This window comes from Dyadobacter sp. CY356 (assembly GCF_021440195.1).
Lineage (GTDB): Bacteria > Bacteroidota > Bacteroidia > Cytophagales > Spirosomataceae > Dyadobacter.
In genome coordinates, this window is record NZ_JAJTSZ010000005.1 from 395,475 (window position 1) to 416,363 (window position 20,889).

General features: G+C 41.0%; 18 protein-coding genes. 9 read left to right on the forward strand and 9 right to left on the reverse strand.

Annotated features, from left to right (window positions below):
• Nucleotides 1–100: 100 nt before the first annotated feature.
• Together rpsI and rplM are read right to left on the reverse strand one after the other, a co-directional pair.
• The gene (rpsI, locus tag LXL81_RS18350) at nucleotides 101–487 is read right to left on the reverse strand and encodes a 30S ribosomal protein S9 (protein WP_234648220.1); all 387 of its coding nucleotides are present in this window, start codon (nucleotides 485–487) and stop codon (nucleotides 101–103) included.
• A 38-nt stretch (nucleotides 488–525) separates the two neighbouring features.
• Nucleotides 526–969 carry a 50S ribosomal protein L13 gene (gene rplM / locus LXL81_RS18355; RefSeq protein WP_159469155.1) on the reverse strand — a complete coding sequence of 148 codons (444 nt, stop codon included), beginning with the start codon at nucleotides 967–969 and terminating at the stop codon, nucleotides 526–528.
• 345 nt (nucleotides 970–1,314) lie between these two features.
• Between rplM and LXL81_RS18360 the strand changes: the two genes are divergently transcribed.
• The 4 genes from LXL81_RS18360 (at nucleotide 1,315) to LXL81_RS18375 (ending at nucleotide 4,615) form a co-directional block, all read left to right on the forward strand.
• On the forward strand, nucleotides 1,315–2,022 hold the full coding sequence (locus LXL81_RS18360) for a DUF1080 domain-containing protein (protein ID WP_234648221.1): 708 nt from the start codon (nucleotides 1,315–1,317) through the stop codon (nucleotides 2,020–2,022).
• Between the two features lie 59 nt (nucleotides 2,023–2,081).
• The gene (locus LXL81_RS18365) at nucleotides 2,082–2,888 is read left to right on the forward strand and encodes a Rossmann-like and DUF2520 domain-containing protein (RefSeq protein ID WP_234648222.1); all 807 of its coding nucleotides are present in this window, start codon (nucleotides 2,082–2,084) and stop codon (nucleotides 2,886–2,888) included.
• Nucleotides 2,889–2,950: 62 nt separating this feature from the next.
• A complete protein-coding gene (locus LXL81_RS18370) occupies nucleotides 2,951–3,478 on the forward strand; it encodes an HAD family hydrolase (protein WP_159469148.1) in 528 nt (175 codons plus the stop codon).
• A gap of 12 nt (nucleotides 3,479–3,490) precedes the next feature.
• On the forward strand, nucleotides 3,491–4,615 hold the full coding sequence (locus tag LXL81_RS18375; RefSeq protein WP_234648223.1) for an acyltransferase: 1,125 nt from the start codon (nucleotides 3,491–3,493) through the stop codon (nucleotides 4,613–4,615).
• Between the two features lie 53 nt (nucleotides 4,616–4,668).
• On the opposite strand, the gene LXL81_RS18380 is transcribed toward LXL81_RS18375, so the two are convergent.
• The gene (locus tag LXL81_RS18380) at nucleotides 4,669–5,517 is read right to left on the reverse strand and encodes a polysaccharide deacetylase family protein (RefSeq protein WP_234648224.1); all 849 of its coding nucleotides are present in this window, start codon (nucleotides 5,515–5,517) and stop codon (nucleotides 4,669–4,671) included.
• Nucleotides 5,486–6,481, reverse strand: a complete 996-nt coding sequence (locus tag LXL81_RS18385; RefSeq protein WP_234648225.1) for a virulence RhuM family protein — start codon at nucleotides 6,479–6,481, stop codon at nucleotides 5,486–5,488. Before LXL81_RS18385 ends, LXL81_RS18380 begins: the two co-directional genes overlap by 32 nt.
• 145 nt (nucleotides 6,482–6,626) lie before the next feature.
• Between LXL81_RS18385 and LXL81_RS18390 the strand changes: the two genes are divergently transcribed.
• The gene (locus tag LXL81_RS18390) at nucleotides 6,627–7,847 is read left to right on the forward strand and encodes an exonuclease subunit SbcD (protein WP_234648226.1); all 1,221 of its coding nucleotides are present in this window, start codon (nucleotides 6,627–6,629) and stop codon (nucleotides 7,845–7,847) included.
• A gap of 100 nt (nucleotides 7,848–7,947) precedes the next feature.
• Here the strand turns inward: LXL81_RS18390 and LXL81_RS18395 are convergent, their stop codons facing one another.
• The 5 genes from LXL81_RS18395 to LXL81_RS18415 all read right to left on the reverse strand — a co-directional run bounded on the left by LXL81_RS18395 (nucleotide 7,948) and on the right by LXL81_RS18415 (nucleotide 16,619).
• Nucleotides 7,948–8,331: a TraR/DksA C4-type zinc finger protein gene (locus LXL81_RS18395; protein ID WP_234648227.1), complete on the reverse strand. Its 384-nt coding sequence runs from the start codon at nucleotides 8,329–8,331 to the stop codon at nucleotides 7,948–7,950.
• 204 nt (nucleotides 8,332–8,535) lie between these two features.
• The gene (locus tag LXL81_RS18400; RefSeq protein WP_234648228.1) at nucleotides 8,536–9,516 is read right to left on the reverse strand and encodes a pyruvate dehydrogenase complex E1 component subunit beta; all 981 of its coding nucleotides are present in this window, start codon (nucleotides 9,514–9,516) and stop codon (nucleotides 8,536–8,538) included.
• Nucleotides 9,517–9,739: 223 nt separating this feature from the next.
• Complete coding sequence (locus tag LXL81_RS18405) at nucleotides 9,740–10,615, reverse strand: transglutaminase family protein (protein WP_234648229.1); 876 nt, start codon at nucleotides 10,613–10,615, stop codon at nucleotides 9,740–9,742.
• Nucleotides 10,605–13,160 carry a circularly permuted type 2 ATP-grasp protein gene (locus LXL81_RS18410; RefSeq protein ID WP_234648230.1) on the reverse strand — a complete coding sequence of 852 codons (2,556 nt, stop codon included), beginning with the start codon at nucleotides 13,158–13,160 and terminating at the stop codon, nucleotides 10,605–10,607. Before LXL81_RS18410 ends, LXL81_RS18405 begins: the two co-directional genes overlap by 11 nt.
• Before the next feature lie 36 nt (nucleotides 13,161–13,196).
• Entirely contained in the window at nucleotides 13,197–16,619 is a 3,423-nt protein-coding gene (locus LXL81_RS18415) for a DUF2126 domain-containing protein (protein ID WP_234648231.1), read from the reverse strand.
• Nucleotides 16,620–17,016: 397 nt separating this feature from the next.
• Between LXL81_RS18415 and proC the strand changes: the two genes are divergently transcribed.
• The 4 genes from proC to LXL81_RS18435 all read left to right on the forward strand — a co-directional run bounded on the left by proC (nucleotide 17,017) and on the right by LXL81_RS18435 (nucleotide 20,532).
• Entirely contained in the window at nucleotides 17,017–17,820 is an 804-nt protein-coding gene (gene proC / locus LXL81_RS18420) for a pyrroline-5-carboxylate reductase (RefSeq protein ID WP_234648232.1), read from the forward strand.
• 128 nt (nucleotides 17,821–17,948) lie between these two features.
• The gene (locus LXL81_RS18425) at nucleotides 17,949–18,488 is read left to right on the forward strand and encodes a hypothetical protein (protein WP_234648233.1); all 540 of its coding nucleotides are present in this window, start codon (nucleotides 17,949–17,951) and stop codon (nucleotides 18,486–18,488) included.
• Between the two features lie 144 nt (nucleotides 18,489–18,632).
• On the forward strand, nucleotides 18,633–19,364 hold the full coding sequence (locus LXL81_RS18430) for a hypothetical protein (RefSeq protein ID WP_234648234.1): 732 nt from the start codon (nucleotides 18,633–18,635) through the stop codon (nucleotides 19,362–19,364).
• A 184-nt stretch (nucleotides 19,365–19,548) separates the two neighbouring features.
• On the forward strand, nucleotides 19,549–20,532 hold the full coding sequence (locus tag LXL81_RS18435; RefSeq protein WP_234648235.1) for a YhcG family protein: 984 nt from the start codon (nucleotides 19,549–19,551) through the stop codon (nucleotides 20,530–20,532).
• Nucleotides 20,533–20,889 lie beyond the last annotated feature (357 nt).

Genomic DNA, 20,889 nt, shown 5'->3' on the forward strand with positions numbered 1-20,889 from the left:
CAAGGGTTGTCATTTGTTGAAAGGGATTGTCATTTATTGTTGTGCTTCTCAGCCGAAACGATACCTGACTATTTCCTGACTATTCCTGACAAAGAAAGTATTAACGTTTCGAGAACTGGAATCTCTTACGAGCCTTCGCACGACCATATTTCTTACGTTCAACCATACGAGGGTCACGAGTAAGGAATCCTTCTTTCTTCAACGCTCCACGGAATTCTCCGTTGTATTCAACCAATGCACGTGAAATTGCCATACGAACAGCCTCAGCTTGTCCTGAAATTCCACCGCCTCTTACGTTTACTTTCACATCGTAACCATTGTTACCACTGATCGTAGCGAAAGGCATTTGCAAAACGATCTGGTGAACTTCGAAAGGGAAGTACTCCTTAAAATCGCGGCCGTTTACTTTGATTTCTCCTTTACCTGGCGTAAGGTAGATGCGCGCCACAGCTGTTTTTCTTCTACCAATTGTGTTGATAACTTCCATGTATTGCTTTTGCGTTATCAGTTCTAGACCTCAGAGGCTTAAAACTGTATTTCTTTAGGTTGTTGAGCACTATGCGGATGTTCCGCAGCGGCATAAACGAACAAATTAGTAAACAAACGACGTCCCAAACGACTTTTTGGAAGCATACCTCTCACGGCTTTCTCGATCACACGTTCAGGGTGTTTTTCAAGCAATTCGCGAGGAGTTTGAAAACGCTGACCTCCTGGGTAACCCGTGTGACGAACATAAATTTTGTCTGTCAACTTCTTACCTGTCAACTTTACTTTATCGGCGTTGATAATGATAACATTATCACCACAGTCTACATGAGGAGTATAACTTGCTTTGTGCTTGCCTCTGATAATTTTAGCAACTTCACTGGCCAAACGACCAAGAATTGCACCTTTGGCATCCACAACAACCCACTCCTTGTTCACTGTGTTTTTGTTCGCCGAGATGGTTTTGTAGCTTAACGTATCCACGATTAACAAAAATTTTAATTGATTTTCAATAAATTACACTGTTATAGAACAGTCCCATCGCAAAATGGGAGTGCAAATATAGAGTTTAACAAATTGAATTACAAGTATGTTTGTAATTTTTCCCAGACGACCGGATTTTTACAATACTTATGATAAGGGTGACCAATTCAGAAAATTGCATTTCCAAGACCATCTGCCGAGTTTTTTGGTGACTGTGAGCTGCTAAGCAAGTATTACACAAACCAAAGTCACTTTAATAAAATAATTCCCAGGATAATTTTTATTCCAAAAAAACCTAAACTGTATTACATGCAAATTCAAAATTTTACCCTAAAAAACATTTTTTTGAACAATCAGATTGTCCGGATTATCATCTTAATGCTGTTTTTAATCCATGCAGGTCATGCGCAGCAATCTGATGCGCTGGCTTTCCGTCCGCTTTTTAATGGGAAAAATCTGGACGGATGGGTCGATGTCAACACTTCCAAAGAAACCTGGAAAGTAAAAAACGGAACGCTGATCTGTTCGGGATTACCAATCGGCGTAATGCGCTCGGATAAACAATATGAAAATTTTATTTTGGAAGTGGAGTGGAAACATATGACAGCTGGCGGCAATTCCGGGATTTTTGTATGGAGCGAAGGAACGCAATTCAAAGACGATCCGCTGACAAAAGCGATAGAAGTGCAAATGCTGGAACTGGATTATGCCAGACAAAATAATGCTACGGATGATTATGTGCACGGCGAATTATTCCCAACCATGGGTATGACTGCCATTCCGGATAATCCGCGGGGCATTCGCAGCAAATCCCTGGAAAAACGCTGTAAAGGAAAAGGGGAGTGGAATAAATATGTGGTCGTTTGCGTGGACGGAACGGTTAAGTTATCTGTCAATGGAAAATTTGTAAACGGACTTCGTGCTTCAGAAAGGAAGAAAGGATATATATGTCTTGAAGCGGAAGGCGCTGAAATTCACTTTCGTAATATGCGTATTATGGAGCTGCCTTCCGGTATAACATCCGCAGAACAAACCGCACCAATCGTAAACTGATTTGTGAAGTTGACTATGCCTTAATAACTTACGCAGGATATTACAATGTTCAATAAAAAATGAAAATCTCCTTTATCGGCGCCGGAAATGTAGCGTGGCATCTTTCTCAGGCTTTTGAAGATGCCGGCCATATTATTTGTGAAGTTTACAGTCGCGATACGCAGAAGGCCAGGCAACTGGTATCGCTGTTGTATGATTCGGAAATTCAGCCGGATCTTAACTTTTCGGAAAGCGAAACACAGATTATTTTTATTACAGTTTCAGACGATGCGCTGAAATCTGTCATTGAACGCATTGTTTTACCAGAAGGCGTTATTGTTGTGCATACTTCCGGCACAAGATCACTAGCCGAACTTCAAAATTTGCTGGAAATTTACAGTGATGTTCCGGTGCAGACAGGTGTTTTTTATCCGTTGCAAACTTTCACAAAGGAAGTCCCGATGGATTACAAAACGTTGCCGATTTGTGTGGAAGGAACAAGCGACATTGTTGAAACGCGGCTCACAAATCTGGCCGACAGTATCAGTAAGTATGTTCGCCATGTGGATTCTGACGAGCGGTTTATTCTGCATGTTGCGGCTGTTTTTGCAAGTAATTTTACCAATCATTTATTAAGTGTTTCGCATGATCTGCTTGCTCGTGAGCAAATGAGCTTTGATTTGTTAAAGCCGCTTATCAATACCACCATCAATAAAGCACTGCAATCGGAAGATCCGGCGTTAGGTCAAACAGGTCCGGCAAGGCGGGGCGACTGGGCAACAACTGGCCGTCATCTTGAATATTTACAGGAAATAAATCCCGAGTGGACCGATATTTATCGATTAATGACCGAGCGAATCCGGACACGTCATATAGGAAATGAATAGGCGGTACTTCGCCGGGAAAAAAGTTAGACTATCTTTGCACACAATTCCAATCTTGAAATTTTATGAGTTCAGCCTTAGAAGAGCGTTTCAAACAGATTACAACATTCATTTTTGATGTCGACGGCGTTATGACTGACGGCAGTGTTATCGCACTGGAAAGCGGAGAACAGCCCCGGATATTTAATGTTCGTGACGGTTATGGTATCAACCGCGCCGTCAAACTTGGGTATAATGTTGCCATTCTTTCTGCACAAAATCAGGTTGGCGTTCGTAAAAGGCTGGAATATTTAGGGGTAAAAGACATTTTTATTGGTACTACGCCAGACGGAAAGTTACCAATCTTTAAAAAATATCTCCAGGAACGCGGTCTTACCGAAAATGAAATTGTATTCATGGGCGACGACTTGCCGGATTACGAAGTCATGAAAACTTCCGTTTTAGGTGCTTGTCCTGCCGATTCCGACCAGGAAATTCTTGCGATAGCAGATTATGTATCTCCTGCAAAAGGCGGTTACGGAGCAGTTCGCGATGTAATTGAGCAGGTGATGCGCGCGCAGGGGAAATGGATGTCGTGGTTTGAATCGAAGTAAGAATTATTATACGTGGCACACTCGGAAAACAAACGTTACTTCCCCAATTTAAATGGTATCCGCTGCATTGCAGCACTTTTGGTGGTTTTTCATCATTTGGAGCAGGCCAAACACGCTTTTGGTATTGATAATTTTTATGATGTAACAATCATAAAACATGCCGGAAGACTGGGTGTAGGATTGTTTTTCGTATTGAGCGGATTTTTAATTACCTATTTACTACTGGAAGAAAAAGGCCGTTTCGGTGATGTTGACGCCAGGAAATTTTACCTGCGCCGGGTTTTCAGAATATGGCCGATTTATTTTCTGATCATCGGCCTTTCATTTTTTGTTTTTCCACATATTGATCTGCTGTATTTTCCGGGTGCAAATGAAAAATTAGCGCATGATGTCGCGCCACGGCTCGCACTGTTACTTTTAGTACTTCCCAATTATGCTTTTGTATTATATGATCTTCCTTACTGGTGCGCACAAACCTGGTCAATTGGTGTAGAAGAGCAATTTTATTATCTATGGCCCTGGATTATCAAGTATCCAAAAAAGAGCGGGCGCATTGTTTTTCTTTTCCTCTTAGTAACTGCGGTTTTGCTATTCGGTGGCGTTTATCTTTTGGATAAAACGGATGAAGAAAAAATGTCAGCAGTTATTACTTTTTTAGGACAATTCCGGATTCAAACAATGGCTTTGGGAGGTCTTTGTGCTTATCTTGTTTATTCACAAAAAACCAAGATTCTGGATTTTGTTTTCAGAAAAGATGTGCAAATTGTAGTTTATAGTTTGTTATTCATTCTGTTTTTTTCCGGCGTTCACTTCACCGGATTTCTGGAATTGTACGCGCTCTTTTTCAGCTTTTTTGTGTTGAATGTTTCTTGTAACAAAAACACAATTATCAGTCTGGAAAATAAGGTGATGAGTTATCTCGGGAAGATTTCTTACGGCCTTTATATTTATCACGTTTTTGTGATAGTTTTTATAATCAATGCATTAAGAACTTTTGCACCCCAGATTTCCGGGACTGCATACCATATTATTCTCTACATTCTGACTTTCGTTTTGTCAGTAGCAGTGACGGCGCTTTCTTATAATTATTTCGAAAAACCTTTATTGGCTTTCAAGGATCGGCATTTCGGACGGTAGTTTTTTAAACGCAGAGTTTTTGGAGCGGTCCGCGGCGCGGGTTTACGCAGAGTTTATTTTGAGACCGGGAGTTCGGACATGGTGTAAAATCTCAGGTTTTGGGCTTTTGCTTCTTTCAGGATTGTTTCTAAAAAGGCCACACTGAATCCATATTCGCCGTTTTTTGGTTTTTCGTATAATGGCTGATGACCAAAAAGCATGATGGCGGTGTTTGTATCTTTTCCCTTTTTTATTGCTTCCTTGATTTCCTTTTCACTGATATTTGTTCCTTCATCAATCATCAGCGCATCGACAATTTGTCCTTTGTTGAATGGATAATAAATCCAGTTCATGATTCTTGGAGCAAAATGATAAATTGATATTCCAAACAATTTTCGTTCGGCCTGCGCCACGTCTCTGAGAATTTTAAAACCATTTACCAGTAATATAGAATCTGCCTGATCCGTATGGTTTCCTCCCGGATGGGCGTAGGAAGTTGGTTTTATTCCAATTTTTGCCAGATTTTCAAGTCCTGGTTTTAGTTCGGTTTCAATATATTTCTGCGCACCCTGGGATTTCAACATTTCTGTTGCATTTCCATGTATCGTTCCATGAAAACCAATTTCATGTCCGTCCTTTTGCAGCTGTTTTATTTTGACAATTTCGTCGGAAGTCAGTGTATCCGGACAGGTGAGAAAAAAAGTGACGCGGGCGTTATATTTTTGAAATAGTGGTCTTAATGCATACCAATCGTTTATAAAATGATCGTCGAATGAAATTGCGATACCGGCTTTTTCTGAGCTTGCTGGTTTTTCTTTACAGGATGATAAAGTGAAAATGATAAGAAAGAAACTTAAAAACGACCATATCTGCCCGATCCCATTTAGATTCTCACTTGCCCAATTTCTTAATTTCCTTATCAAAATCAGATATTATTTTTTGTGTCTTATTAAATTTATCATATTCTGCAATTGCCCTTTTCCCTGCTTGCAGTCTGGAAACCTTTCCATTTCCATCTAATATTTTATATTCATTAAACGTAAGGAATTTGTTAACACTTTCCGCCAACCCTTCCATATTAAAGGTTGTTTGACGTTCAATTAACCCCTCGATATAATCAAAATATCCGGTGACAGTTCGTTCCAGCTGCTTAATATCTTTCTCTGATAAATAATTTTTGGCAATTGTCACATCTGATCTTAATACTCTTCCATCCGGCGCATTTTTCCAGGTAGTCAGCCCCATACTCTCTTTACTACTATCCGCTGTTTTAAATACGATTTCAGCTGCGGTTTTCCCGGTAATTGCAAAATGAAACTTATTCTGAACCGTAGCATAAAAATGTTTGGTTATTTCCGAATTCCTGTCGTAATCAATACTGCATTCTGCAAAAATATCTGTAACCTGTTGATAAATCCTACGTTCACTCGCTCGTATCGAACGAACTCTTTGTAATAATTCTTTAAAATAATCTTTTCCAAATACAGCTTGCCCCTGTTTCAAACGAGTGTCGTCAAGAACAAATCCTTTAAGGATAAATTCCTTAAGCGTTTGTGTTGCCCATATTCTAAACTGCGTCGCTTTTGAAGAATTTACCCGATAACCAACGGAAATTATTACGTCAAGATTATAATATTTTTGACTTCTTTCTACGAATCTGCCACCTTCATTTCGAACTTGTAAGAAATCCTTACAAGTTGCTATTTCTACCAATTCTTCTTGCTCATAGATATTTTTTATGTGCATAGTAATATTTTGAGGAGTTGTATCAAACAGTGCTGCCATTGCCTTTTGAGTCAGCCATATCGTTTCCTCTTCCAAAAAAACATCAACTCGTACCTCGCCTGAAGGAGTAGTATATATAATAAATTTATTTTCCGGTTCCATTAGTTAATCGATGAAGGTAATATTTTCTATACGAGAAGTTTGTCGTAATGTAACAAAACAATCCATCCAATAATATAATCCAGATTTCAGAAATACCCGCTAATACCATCCAAAGTATTAATTTCGCTAAAATTATTACCCAAAAATGAAAATTCTCCACACCGCAGACTGGCATATTGGAAAAAAACTTGACAACTTTTCCAGAATGGAAGAGCAAAGGCTGGTTTTAGATGAAATCTGTGAAATTGCAGATCGCGAAGCGGTTGATGCAGTCGTTGTAGCCGGAGACTTGTTCGATAATTTCAATCCGTCGTCTGAGGCCACGGAATTGTTATATCGTACACTTCATTGTCTTTCAGCAAATGGAAGTCGCGCTGTGATTGCTATTGCTGGAAATCATGATTCTCCCGAACGCATAGAAGTGCCGGATGCTTTGGCAAAAGTTTGCGGGATTATTTTTGTTGGTTTTCCCAATGCAGAAGTAAAACCTTTCCGCACGCAAGCCGGACTTGAAATTACAAAATCAGACAAAGGGTTTATTGAAATTAAACTTCCAAATTCAGATGTTCCGCTTCGTGTTTTACATACGCCTTATGCAAATGAACAGCGTTTAAAAACGTTCTTAGGCCTGGAAGATTCGGAAGAAAATTTACGGACGCATTTGCAAAAACACTGGCAGGAACTGGCTGACAAATATCTGGATGATAAAGGTTTCAATTTGCTGGTAACGCATTTGTATGTCATGAAGAAAGGCGATCCTGCACCGGAAGAAGAACCGGATGAGGAGCGTCCGATTTTACATATCGGTGGTGCGCAGGCGATTTATACAGAAAATTTCCCGGAACAAATCCATTATATCGCACTCGGTCATTTGCACCGATATCACCGCGTAGACAAAATCCCGGCGCCATCCGTTTATTCAAGCAGTCCGCTGGCATATAGTTTTTCGGAAGCAAATCAGACGAAGTATGTCATTATCCTTGACGCAGAAGCTGGGAAATTAAATAATTACCGCGCTATCGAACTGACGACGGGCAAGAAACTTCGCCGTGGAAAGTTTGATTCCATTGATGAAGCCATAATCTGGCTACACGAGCATTCAGAAGATTTAGTTGAACTCACAATCGTTTCGGATAACTATCTGGAAGCTGCCGACAAAAAACGCCTGAATGAAGCACATTCCGGACTGGTCCAAATTATTCCACAGATCAAAAAAATTACAGAAGAAGGAAGTGCTTCAACCATCGATCTTACTTTGAGTATGGAAAGTCTTTTTCAGGAATATTTCAAAAGTAAAAATAAAGGCCAGGAGCCTTCGGAAGGATTGCTGAATGTTTTCCGGGAGGTGTTGGGTGCAGAAGAATAATCCAGGAATTGATAAACGCAAAAAGGCAAGCTTACTAAAAAGTAAGCCTGCCTTTAATTTTTTGTATAGTAACGGAGTAAAGTTTTTTCAGATGAAATTATTAGTTTACCCGTTTCAATTTTGCTTCAATCGTTTGCTGCGTGTGAGGTACAATGCGTAACCGTTCTTTTGGGATCAATTTTCCGGAATCTATACAAACGCCGTAAGTTCCGTTTTTAATACGAACAAGTGCGTTTTCAAGCTGAATAGAATATTTCTGCAACCTGGCAGCTAATTGCGTCAGATTTTCACGTTCGCTCGCATCCGCACCGTCTTCGATCGACTTGGCTGTGCTTGCTGTGTTATCTGTACCGCTATCATTTTTTTTGCTCAAACCTCCCTTAATATAGTTAAGTTCTTCGAGTGTACCTTCCAATTTGCCGCGAATCAATACCTCAAATTCCTTTAATTCCTCCTCAGAATATCTAGTCCTTTCTTCTTGCATAGTCTTAATTGATTTGAATCCGTATTAAGGTCCTGTAAAAAACAAAAATAATCAACTTCCTTTTTAACAATAAATTCCGGAAAAAGCTCCCTGCTGACCTGATTTTACTCAAAGAGGAAAGTACTGGCAAGACAAGGCACTCACATTTTAAATAACAAAGCCACAACCTGCGGCGGGAAATGGCTTTGTTATTTTTGTATTATTTTATTTGTACAAAACGCTTTTTACTGCTTCAACAACACGTTTTACACTTGGTAAAATTTCTTCAATCAGCGTTGGCGCATACGGAAGCGGCACATCGCGGTTGGTAACGCGGATCACCGGTGCATCCATATAATCAAACGCATGACGCTGGATATGGTAAGCAATTTCAGTGGAGATAGATGCCAATGGCCATGCTTCTTCAACCACAACACAGCGGTTTGTTTTCTTAACAGACTCAATAACCGTAGCGTAATCGATTGGTTTAACGGTTCTCAAATCGATCAATTCAACGTCAATTCCTTCTTTTTCCAATTGAATAATCGCAGGCATCACCACGCGTGGGATCATTTTACCAAAAGAAACAATGGTAACATCTTTTCCCTGGCGTTTCACATCTGCTTTTCCAATCGGAATAAGATATTCTTCCTCAGGAACCATCATTTTGTCACCGTACATAACTTCCGATTCCATAAAGATCACCGGGTTGTTATCACGAATGGCAGATTTTAAAAGTCCTTTGGCGTCGTATGGATTTGAAGGCACAACCACTTTCAAACCTGGCGTGTTCGCGAACCAGTTTTCAAAGTTTTGAGAGTGCTGAGCACCCAATTGACCTGCATTTCCAGTTGGTCCGCGGAATACGATAGGAGCACCGTACTGTCCGGCAGACATAGAAAGAATTTTCGCTGCGCTGTTAATAATCTGATCGATCGCAACCAACGAAAAGTTGAATGTCATAAATTCAATGATCGGACGAAGACCGTTTCCGGCAGCTCCAACCCCAATTCCTGCAAAACCCAATTCGGCGATCGGTGTATCAATCACACGTTCCGGTCCAAATTCATCAAGCATTCCCTGACTGGCTTTATAGGCGCCATTATATTCTGCAACTTCCTCGCCCATCAGGAATACACTTTGATCCCGGCGCATCTCTTCCGACATGGCGTCGCGAATGGCATCTCTAAATGCTATTTCTTTCATCCGTAATTTTATGATTATTTAATGTTCCGTGGTTCCCCACCGGGATGTTACCAGGCAAATTTGTCCAAAGAGGGTAAAATTCTGTAACGCCTGCTTTCATCAAAATAAGGTTATCAATACTGGTTTCGAAAATGATGTGGTAAAATTAGAGAAACAAGGTCAATTCTCAAATTGTTTAAACAACCATTATCAGAAAAGTAAAGATATATTACAATTTTAAGTCTCAATCCATCGGAATTACATCAACCATAACCGATAATGTATGTTTACCTGAACTGAAAATAATTCCTTTCAACGGAGGCACGTCGCTGTAATCTCTTCCCCAGGCCGTAATAATGTGACGCTCACCGGGAACAACATTATTGGTCGGGTCGAAATCGCACCAGCCATAATCCGGTATAAAAACCGAAATCCATGCATGGGAAGCATCCGATCCCTGCAACTTTTGCTTGCCCGGAGGCGGCAGCGTTTCCAGATATCCGCTTACATAACGCGCCGCAAAACCAAAACTGCGGATACAGGCGATGGCCAGATGTGAAAAATCCTGACAAACTCCTTTTTTCGCCGCCAGCACTTCTCTGATCGGCGTATGGATGGTCGTAAAATCAGGAACGAAATCAAATTCAGTAAATATTTTCCGGCTCAAAGCATGAACACATTCATACAGCGGTCGGTCATCCTGAAAACAATCCTCGGCGAAATGGATAATGGCCGGATCCCATTTAATCAACGGACTTGGCAGCAAATATTCCAGTAATGAAACTTTCAGGGAACGGTCATTCATAAAACGTGACCGCGCTTCTGCACAGGTAATATCAGAGCGTATCGGTGCACCGGTTGTTTCTGTCAGACATTCAACGATGCTGGTCGTTTTCACCGTTAGCTTTTTATGCGGTGAATGCAGTGAAAAGTAATGCGTCGTGTTTCCATAATAATCAACCCGCTCCTCAATTTCAGCCGGTGTTGGCGTCACTTCTATTGTAAAATCCTGACAAAGCTGTTTGGGCAAAGTCCTTGGTGTAAGGCATACCAGACTGTGATAAGTGCTCACAGGCTCAACGTAGCGATATTCAGTTAAATGGGTCAGCTTATATTTCATCGTTCTCTATCGGTTTAAAAAACGAATGTTGCATGATTGTATGGCTGAAATACATATTCGTCAGCGCCATGGATACCGACGAAATTAATCCGGAAACTTCTGACATCAGATTGAATAATGCTTCTCTTTCCAGCGTCACCGTATTATATTGACTTAGCTCCTGAACACTAGCCAGTTTTATTAAAGTTGATGCTTTCAAAACAGATTTTTGCGCCTCGTTCATTCTTTCACCGGAAGTTCCAGGCAAAGATTCAAGATTTGTTTTGAGCGAATCGAGCAAATAAACAATTGAATAAGGCAAAGTCTTTTCCAGCAAAACCATATCCAGCATCGCTTCAACGCTCAACTGTGACTTATAGATCTGGCGATAATTGACCAGTAAATGATGATTTAGCAACGTCGCTTCAATCAATTCATTTTCAACATTTGCTTCATTTTTTACGCCAAAATTCGACTGGATAATACTCACTTTGGAAAGAATACGTTCAATGATTTTTCCGGTATCAAGCAGCAAATAACTATTATCCCGCGGCATCGTTTCGGACATCACACCCAGAAAAGTCAGCATGCTGTTGTATAGCTTATCCAGCGTTTTCTGGATATTGCTGCTGTTCATCGTTGCAGCGTTTTTTATCTCATGAAAACTGTTTTCAATCAGATCAACAATCCGCCAGATTTCAATATCCCACTGATTTCTGACTGCGCTGACAGCGTGCAGAAATGACGAAACGTTGGAAGCAATGGTACCTGGCCGATAAACATCCGAAGCCAGTTTAATAATTTCAATGTAAGGTTTTTGCAATAATTCCTGGTTCTCTTCACCCAAAAATCCGGGATACGTTGAGGACAAGTGTGTCAGTGACTGAAGCAATATTTTAATATGTTCCTGCTTGGAAGAGCCGCCGAAATTCCGGTCAATATTAAGTACATTGATCACAATGTTCATAAACTTGGTAACCGCCATCGTCCGCTCACAATAACGCCCCACCCAGAAAAGATTTTCCGCGCTCCGGCTTGGCACAGAAACCTGTTTTTTATAAGATGGTGTAACCGGAAGAATTATTTTCTCCTGAGGCTGATCTGTTTTATCAGAAACAATCCAGGTATCCTTTGATAAACCGCCATACTGATTGGAAATCACAAAACGGTCTTTCACCGGAGAACTTCTCGTCAATCCGCCCTGCATGACATGGTATCCTTTTTCATCTGAAACAAGAAACGCACGGATGGCCGCATAACGCGGTTCAATCAAACCATTAACAAGCGAAGGCGTTGTACTCAGACTTACTTCTTCCTGCGCAATATATTCGTGAGGCCGCTGCATCAGCGCCTTTTTGAGGTCTTCCTTATCTTTTGGCGTAAGCAAACGACCATAAACCGACCGGAATTTGGATTTCCGGTTTGCTTTTTTAATAATCAGTTTGTCAATATTATTTAAAACAAAATTCAGCTCTTTCGGCTGTCCGCACCACCAGGTTGCAACCGAAGGCATGATCAGATCTTCACCTAAAAAGTAGCGGCAGATATTGTGCATGAAAGCCAAAAACGCATGGTTTTCCAAAACGCTGGTACCTGGCGGATTCAGCACTTTTACATTTCCTTTACGAATGGCATGAAGCAAACCCGGAACGCCTAAACGAGAATCTTCTCGAAGTTCAAGCGGATCACACCAGTCGTCATCAATACGGCGAATAATGACGTCCACACGCTGCAAACCTTCAATGGATTTCAGCCAGACATAGCCGTCGCGAACCAGCAGATCGTCTCCCTGCGCCAGAGTATATCCCAGATAAGACGCCAGATAAGCGTGTTCAAAATAGGATTCATTATTTGGTCCGGGCGTCAGATAGACGATGTTCGGTGCTTCTTTTGTTTTTCCTGATAATCTTAAAACGGTACTCTGGATGTTATTAAAAAACGGTGATAATTTGCTCACGTACATTCCATCTGCAAGCTCCGGAAGCAGCTTACTCATCACCACACGGTTTTCCAAAGTATAACCGGAGCCCGAGGGAGCCTGGGTGCGGTTATCCACAATCCACATTTGTCCGTCCGGGCCACGCGCCATATCAGCGGCGTAAAGCACCAATTGGTTAGGAGCCGGAAGTATCAAATCGGCACAGGGACGTGAAAATCCTACATTGTCGAACACAAGTTCCGCCGGAATAATCGCGTCCCTGACCAGATTTCTAGGGCCATAAATGTCCCGAAGTATTAAATCAAGCAATAGGGCTCGCTGCTGCAAACCTTTTGCTATGGTGTTCCATTCTTTTTGTTCAATTAAAAAAGGAATCGGATCCAGCTGCCACGGACGGTTCAGTCCGTCGACACCATCATAGACATTATAGGTAACCCCGTTTTCACGCAGTTTATCAATAATTTCCTGATTCCTGGTTTTTAATTCATCAATACCAAGTTTTTCCAGCGTGGCAAAAAGGGCTTGCCAGTGTGGTTTCACACGACCTTTTACATCCAGAATTTCATCGTACGAATTTAACCCGCTGCGATAGGTTTGTAAAAGATTCACGGAAGCTTCAGTAAGCATAATAATTCAACTAAATAATTTATCACAGGGCGCGAATTATTTCGCTTTCCAGTATCTTCTCAAATCCAGTGTGTTTGGATATTCCGGATCAATCAATTCAACCGGCGTATCACTTCTCAGGTCCTTCTTCGTTTCTGCAACAAAACGGGAAACGGCTGGTGATGATTTGTCCAGAATAGGCACTTCCTGACCAAAAGAAGGCGTATGTCCAAAACCCTGGAACAAACTAATCTTTCTTGATTCGGCTTCGAAACTGTTCACAGGATGTGTATCAAAACTGCGACCGCCCGGATGCGAAACAAAATAAGTACAACCACCCAAAATGCGGTTATTCCAGGTATCAACAATATCAAAAACCAATGGCGCATCGGCTCCGATGGTTGGATGTAACGCAGACGGCGGATTCCATGCCTTGTAACGTATACCGGCCACAAATTCTCCCTTAATCCCGGAGCTTCTGAGTGGTACCCGACAGCTATTACAAACCAGAATATGACGGCCTTCGATAAACCCGCTCACTTTTACCTGAACTCTTTCAAGCGAAGAATCCACGAAACGGGAAGTTCCGGAGTTGGTTAATTCTTCACCCAAAACATGCCACGGTTCAATTCCCAGGCGGATTTCGAGCTGAATATTATCAACCGTAATTCCACCATAAAAAGGGAAACGGAACTCGAAGAACGGATCGAACCAGGAAATGTCAAAGTTATAACCGGCATCTTTCAGATCGTTCACCACATCAACCATGTCCATGTATGCGAAATGCGGCAACAGGAAACGGTCGTGTAATTCGGTGCCCCAACGGATTAATTTATGCTTGTAAGGTTGTTTCCAGAATTTAGCAATCAGCGCACGAACGAGCAAGGTTTGAACCAGATTCATGTGTTTGTGCGGCGGCATATCAAAGGCACGGAATTCCAGAATTCCCAATCGGCCCGTTGAAGAATCCGGAGAATATAATTTATCCATACAGAATTCCGAGCGGTGGGTATTACCGGTAATATCTACCAGCAAATTCCTGAAAATCCTATCGACCATCCAGAACGGAATTTCTTCGCCATCCGGAATTTGCTCAAACGCAATTTCAACCTCATACAATTTTTCATCCCGACCTTCATCAATACGCGGCGCCTGACTTGTAGGACCAATAAACGGACCGGCAAACAAATAACTCAGTGCCGGATGATGCTGCCAATAGGTTATCAAACTTCTCAGCAAATCAGGCCGACGCAGAATCGGACTATCAGCAGGTTTTGCTCCACCAATGGTTACGTGATTTCCTCCACCCGTTCCGGTATGGCGACCGTCAACCATGAATTTATCCGTACCCAAACGAGAGAAAAATGCTTCCTCGTACAATGCACTGATGTTATCCACCAACTCCGTCCAGTTTTTAGCCGGATGAATATTTACTTCAATCACACCCGGATCTGGTGTAACAATTAATTTCTGAACACGGTGATCAGAAGGTGAAGGATATCCTTCAATCCTGATCGGCATTTGCAGTTTTTCAGCAGTCGCCTCGATGGACGCCATCAGATCCAGATAATGTTCCAGATAATCCGTTGGAGGCAGATAAACGTAAATGATTCCGTCACGTTCTTCGACGCAAAGTGCCGTTTTAATAATCGGAACTTCAAAAAGCAATGCTTGTTCTGCTGCTTTTTCTTTTACTTTCTTATCAGCTTCCTCATCTTCAATTACCTTATTATCTGGCGCAACATAAGCCGGTGAAACCGTTCCGTATCTCGCTTCCACAACAGGTTTATAATCTCCAAGTGGCGGCAAATATTCAAACGGACTGCGCTCAATCGGCTGCTCTCTTTTATCTTTTGCAACTTCCGGCAATGAATCAAGCGGAAGCCTGAAACCCATGGCCGAATTTCCAGGAATCAGGAAGCAGTTTTTACGACGGAATTCCCAGGCACAGCTCGACCAGTTTTCGTCTTTTACATTATATTTCAAAGGCAGAACATATCCGGTCGGATTGTTAAGGCCTTTTTGCAGCAATTGCGCTAATGTTCTTCTTTCAATAGAATCTTTGAGATTGACCTGCAACGGATCAATATTAACCGGCAATTTTCCTTCTTCCATCGCCCAATAAACCGGATCTTCATATGCCGGCGTGATATTATTGGTATCGATTCCTAAATATTTCGTCAGCTCGGTTGTGAAAATCTCGGCATCACGAAAAGTGTATTTTGTTTCACCTTCTTTCGCAACCAGCGCATCGTTTTTCCACATCGGCAAACCGTCGTTTCTCCAGTAAAGCGCATATTGCCAGCGTGGAAATAATTCGCCCGGATACCATTTTCCTTGTCCGAAGTGAAGCAAACCACCATGTGCAAAACGGTTTTTTAACCGCAATGCAAGATCATAAGCAAGCTGTCTTTTTAAAGGACCATCGGCAGCGGTGTTCCATTCTGCACCTTCAAAATCATCGATAGAAATAAAGGTAGGTTCCCCACCCATGGTCATACGCACGTCACCGTCCTGCAAATCTTTTTCCACATCGTGCCCGACCTGCATGATTTTATTCCATTGCTCTTCGGTATATGGTTTTGTTACCCGCGGATCCTCATGGATACGGAAAACGCTGTTATCAAATTCAAAAGTCACCTCGCACCTGTCCGTCGCTCCGGAAACCGGGGCAGCGCTGGCATAATCAGGCGTACAGCAAAGTGGAATATGGCCTTCACCGGCTAAAAGGCCGGACGTCGCATCCAGTCCGATCCAGCCTGCACCGGGTACATATGCCTCAGCCCATGCATGCAAATCTGTGAAATCTTCCTCCGGACCAGACGGACCATCCAATGATTTGATATCAGAAGCAAGCTGAACAAGGTAACCAGAAACAAATCTTGCTGCAATTCCTAAATGTCTTAAAAACTGAACTAACATCCACGCAGAATCCCGGCAGGATCCACTTCTGGTCGTCAGCGTATCTTCGCAGGTCTGCACACCGGCTTCCATCCGGATGTTATAACCAATAGAATTAAAAACCCGCTGATTTACATGCACCAGAAAGTCTACTATTTTGATCCCATCCGCAGGTTTATTTTCTTCAATCCATTGCATCAGCTTTGGACCCGACTCTCTTGGTTCCAGGTATGGGCCGAGCTCCTTATTTAAGCCCTGCTCGTATTTAAAGGGGAAATGTTCGGCATATTCTTCAACAAAAAAGTCAAACGGATTGATTACCTGCAATTTAGCAATTACCTCCACCTCAATACTCAGTTCTGTCGCCTTTTCAGGAAAAACAACCCTTGCCTGGTAATTCCCAAACGGGTCTTGCTGCCAGTTTATAAAATGATTTTCGGGTGTGATCTTAAATGAATATCCTTCGATGGCCGTACGGGAATGCGGCGCAGGACGTAATCTGAAAACATGCGGTGACAATGCAACACTCCTATCAAACTTATACTTGGTCTTATGTGAAATAGCAACTTTTATAGCCATAGTTGGAGAATTACAATAATCTATGATAATTTGGCAGCAATGAATCTTGCTCGCTCTAAAAAAATGTATAATACGTATTTTTCAAAATATATCTTCACAAGAATTTATTTTAGCAGAATTTCCTGTGATTCTATTTTATTAAATACAACTTTTTCGAATTCGAACCCGAAGGTAAGAAGATAAACTACGAATTCGGCTGTCGGCAATCGGTAGTCGGCCAAAAAGTCGCTCTTTCTATGTTTGACAGCCGAAAGCCGAGCGGCGAAAGCCTTATGATATTCAACCAAAAGTTGCGTAATTCGTCGTGGCTAATGCATAATCCTGGGATGATTCTCCGGTATATCTTTTCCCAAATTTTCTTTGTACCCTGAATTTAATACCAAATACTTTTATTAAAATGAAAATTGCAATCATTGGCTGCGGAAACATGGGACTTGCCTTCGCCCGCGCATTCCTGAAATTTGATCTTGTCAAAAAAGAAGATTTTTTACTGGTTGAAAAAAGTGACGACCGCATGGAAAAGCTCAGCAGCTTCCAGCCCGGCGTAATTACCGGTTCCATTGGGCCACAGATCGGAACATATGATCTGATCATTTTATCCGTAAAACCACAGGATTTTGCTTCTGTTCAGGAAGCGTTAAGCGCCGTGATCACACCAAATCAGGTTGTATTATCCATCATGGCCGGTGTCACCATTGCCAATATTCAGACGGTACTGGATCATAAAGCCGTGATCCGCGCCATGCCCAATACGCCAGCCATGCTTGGTATGGGTATTACTGCGTATACGGCTTCACCGGAAGTTGATATGACCCAGCTTCGCAAAGTCGAAAACCTGATCAACGCGACCGGCCGTTCTGTGTTTTTGGAAGAAGAAGAACAATTAAACGCCGTCACCGCATTAAGCGGCAGCGGACCAGCGTATTTTTTCTACGTAGTAAAAGCAATGATCGAAGCAGGTAAAAAAATGGGTTTCGAAGAATCCGTGGCCGCACTTTTGGTAAAACAAACGATGCTGGGTTCTTTCCATTTAATTAACACGGCTGACAAATCTTTGGACGAATTGATTAAAGCAGTTGCTTCGAAAGGTGGTACTACGGAGGCTGCTTTGAAAGAATTTGAAGCTGGGAATTTGGATGGAGCTTTGATTGGGGGGATTTTGGCGGCGCGGGAGAGGTCGGAGGAATTGTCGAAGGGGTGAGGGAGAAAATCTATAGGCTATATGCTTCTAAACTTTATAGGCAGAGTTAAACGAAGGCAAAAGAATATGGAAGTTTGAAATACTCAAAAAGCGCAATACTTCAGACAGACATTTCCAACAATTGCATTATGAAACGAACAACATTGACAAATCACATTGATGCTTTTAAAACTGAGGCTTTAATGCTATTAAGGTTTCAGCTAGCATACAATAGAATTATTAAATTTGATGATTTCGGTAATTTTTCAAGGTCTGACTTTGTTGACAAACTAATTTCTTTGAAAGCAATTGAAAATGACTTATTAATTCGGGTTTGTAAATTTGACGATGATACAACAGGTGTTCATTCATTTAAAAATGCCGTTAATGAAATTTCTACAACCCATAAAAACAAGGCTAAAATTGAAGAGAAATTGAAATCTTTTAGCAAACTTATTGACAAGTTAAAGAAGGAAAGACGGCATATACAGTTAGCACACCTTAAAATTGGTACGACGGATGAGGAATATGATATTCGCTACGAATTAACACCCGCAATAAAAGTCATTATAGATATCATTGACTTGATGAACCTAGAAAATATTTCATATACATGGAGTGATGGCAAATATGAGAAATTTGATTTGCGAAAAGAAGTATTAAGTGAACCCGCTAGTATAGAAAAATAAGTAGCCTTTAATATAGCATTGTAGTAGGCGATATGAAGTACAATATAAATGCGTTTATTCGATTGAATTTTAGTAATATATTGGTCTTTTTACATCTTTTCTTCGCACAAATGCAAAGTAAAATAACGTTAACTTTAACACATTATGGATCAACTCAATAATTATGCTGATGATCGATTGATTCATGGATGCATTTATTGTGGTGGTGTTGCGGAAACACGCGACCATGTACCATCTAAATGCCTTCTTGAAAAACCCTACCCTCCAAATTTACCCGTTGTCGGATGCTGTAAAGCATGCAATCAGGACTTCTCAAAAGATGAGCAGTATCTCGTGTGCCTGATAGAAAGTGCTCTTTGCGGTTCAACCGACCCCAAAATGATTGGTCGTCCGTCGGTAGCTAGAATTATGCAAAATTCACGAACCTTGCGAGAACGTATTGAAACCTCAAGAACTGAAGTTGATGGTCAAATCGCTTTTATTCCTGAGATTGAACGAGTTTACAATGTAATGCTTAAGCTTGCTCGAGGGCACGCAGCCTTTGAACTCAGCCAACCCTGTCAAACAGAGCCATTTCATTTCTGGTGTGGCCCCCTTTTTTCGCTACCTCAAGAAAATCGTGAAGCATTCGATTCTGTTCACTTTCAACAAATTTTGGGCGAGGTTGGATCACGTAACATGCAACGCTTTCTAGTCACTCAATTAACTCTGCATTCCGAGAATAGCGAGCAAAACAATATTGCAGTGCTTATAAACGATTGGATTGATGTTCAGGATGGTAAGTATCGATATTTAGCAATAGATGATATGGGTGAATTAGTAATTAGAATTGTTGTTGCAGAATACTTGGCTTGTGAAGTTGCTTGGCGACTCTGAGTTGTAAAATGTGAGTAAAGCAGGCTGGAAGTGGTTGCAATACAATTTTCGAGCTAGTAGGGTAAGATGATACATTGGGTTGTGTCAATAATCAGTCACTTCTCCAAACTTAAAACTGGAAGAAATAAAGGTTAAAAACTGGTTTCGACTAAAAAAAACAGAAATTAAAAGCATATAAACCCACATGAACAATCGATTTACGGACATTATTCAACTCATTAAACATTCCCGTACGAATGCAATTAGAGCCGTAAATGCTGAAATGATTAACCTTTATTGGAATATTGGTGAATATATAAGTAAAAAGATTGAACAAGCTGAATGGGGCGATTCGGTGGTAAGTGAATTAGCAAAACATATTCAAAAAAATGAACCCGAAATAAAAGGTTTCTCCGATAAAAATATTTGGAGAATGAAGCAGTTTTTTGAAACGTACAGAGACTTTCCAAAACTCTCACCAGTGGTGAGAGAAATAAGTTGGACTCATAACATGCTTATATTTTCAAGGTGCAAGACAATTGAAGAAAAGGAATTTTACCTTAAAATTGTTAAACAAGAAAATTATAGCAAAAGAGAACTTGACCGGCAAATTTCTGCCAGCCTTTTCGAGCGAACAATAATAGGAAACTCAAAACTCTCAGCAGTGTTGAGAGAAAGTAGCCACAACCTTACAAACACTTTCAAAGACAGTTATGTATTTGAGTTTTTAAACTTACCTGAGCCACATAGCGAAAATGATTTGCAAAGTGGACTTGTAAGACAAATGAAGAACTTCATACTTGAACTTGGAAAAGACTTCTTGTTTATAGGCGAAGAATACAAATTACAAGTTGGAAACAGCGATTTTTACATTGACTTGCTTTTCTATCATCGTGGACTGCAATGCCTGGTTGCTTTTGAACTCAAAACCGACAAATTTAAACCCGACCATTTAGGACAACTGAATTTCTACCTGGAAGCATTAGACCGGGACGTGAAAAAACCGAATGAAAATCCGAGTATCGGAGTTTTGTTGTGCAAGGACAAAGACAGCGAGGTTGTCGAATATGCACTAAGCAGAAGCCTCTCTCCAACAATGGTTTCAGAGTATAAAACACAGCTGCCTGACAAAAAGCTATTACAACAAAAACTGCACGAACTCTTTGACAACGAAGCGGACGAAAAATAAAGCAATATAACTAAGAAGGTATTGCTAAAAGCGCAGCTAAAAAAGCTCCGATTAATATTGTAAACCACGAAAAATTCAACCTTTTAAAAAAATATTATGACGCCAAATGAAATACATATTGACGAAAAGAATAAAATTTTAAAAGGACTTGAAAAAGTCTACGAGAAATTAATTGAGTTTAAAAAAATGAAGAATAGCGAACTCGTAATAATGCGTGACAATAAAATTGTCAGGATAAAACCTGAATAAATCAAAAAGCTAATTTCATTCCTTACGTAGAATTCAATCCCATGCCCACCGGTGTGGGATTTTTTATTTTTCAGCATAACCAACCTCATTTCTGCCTTTCAATTCTCT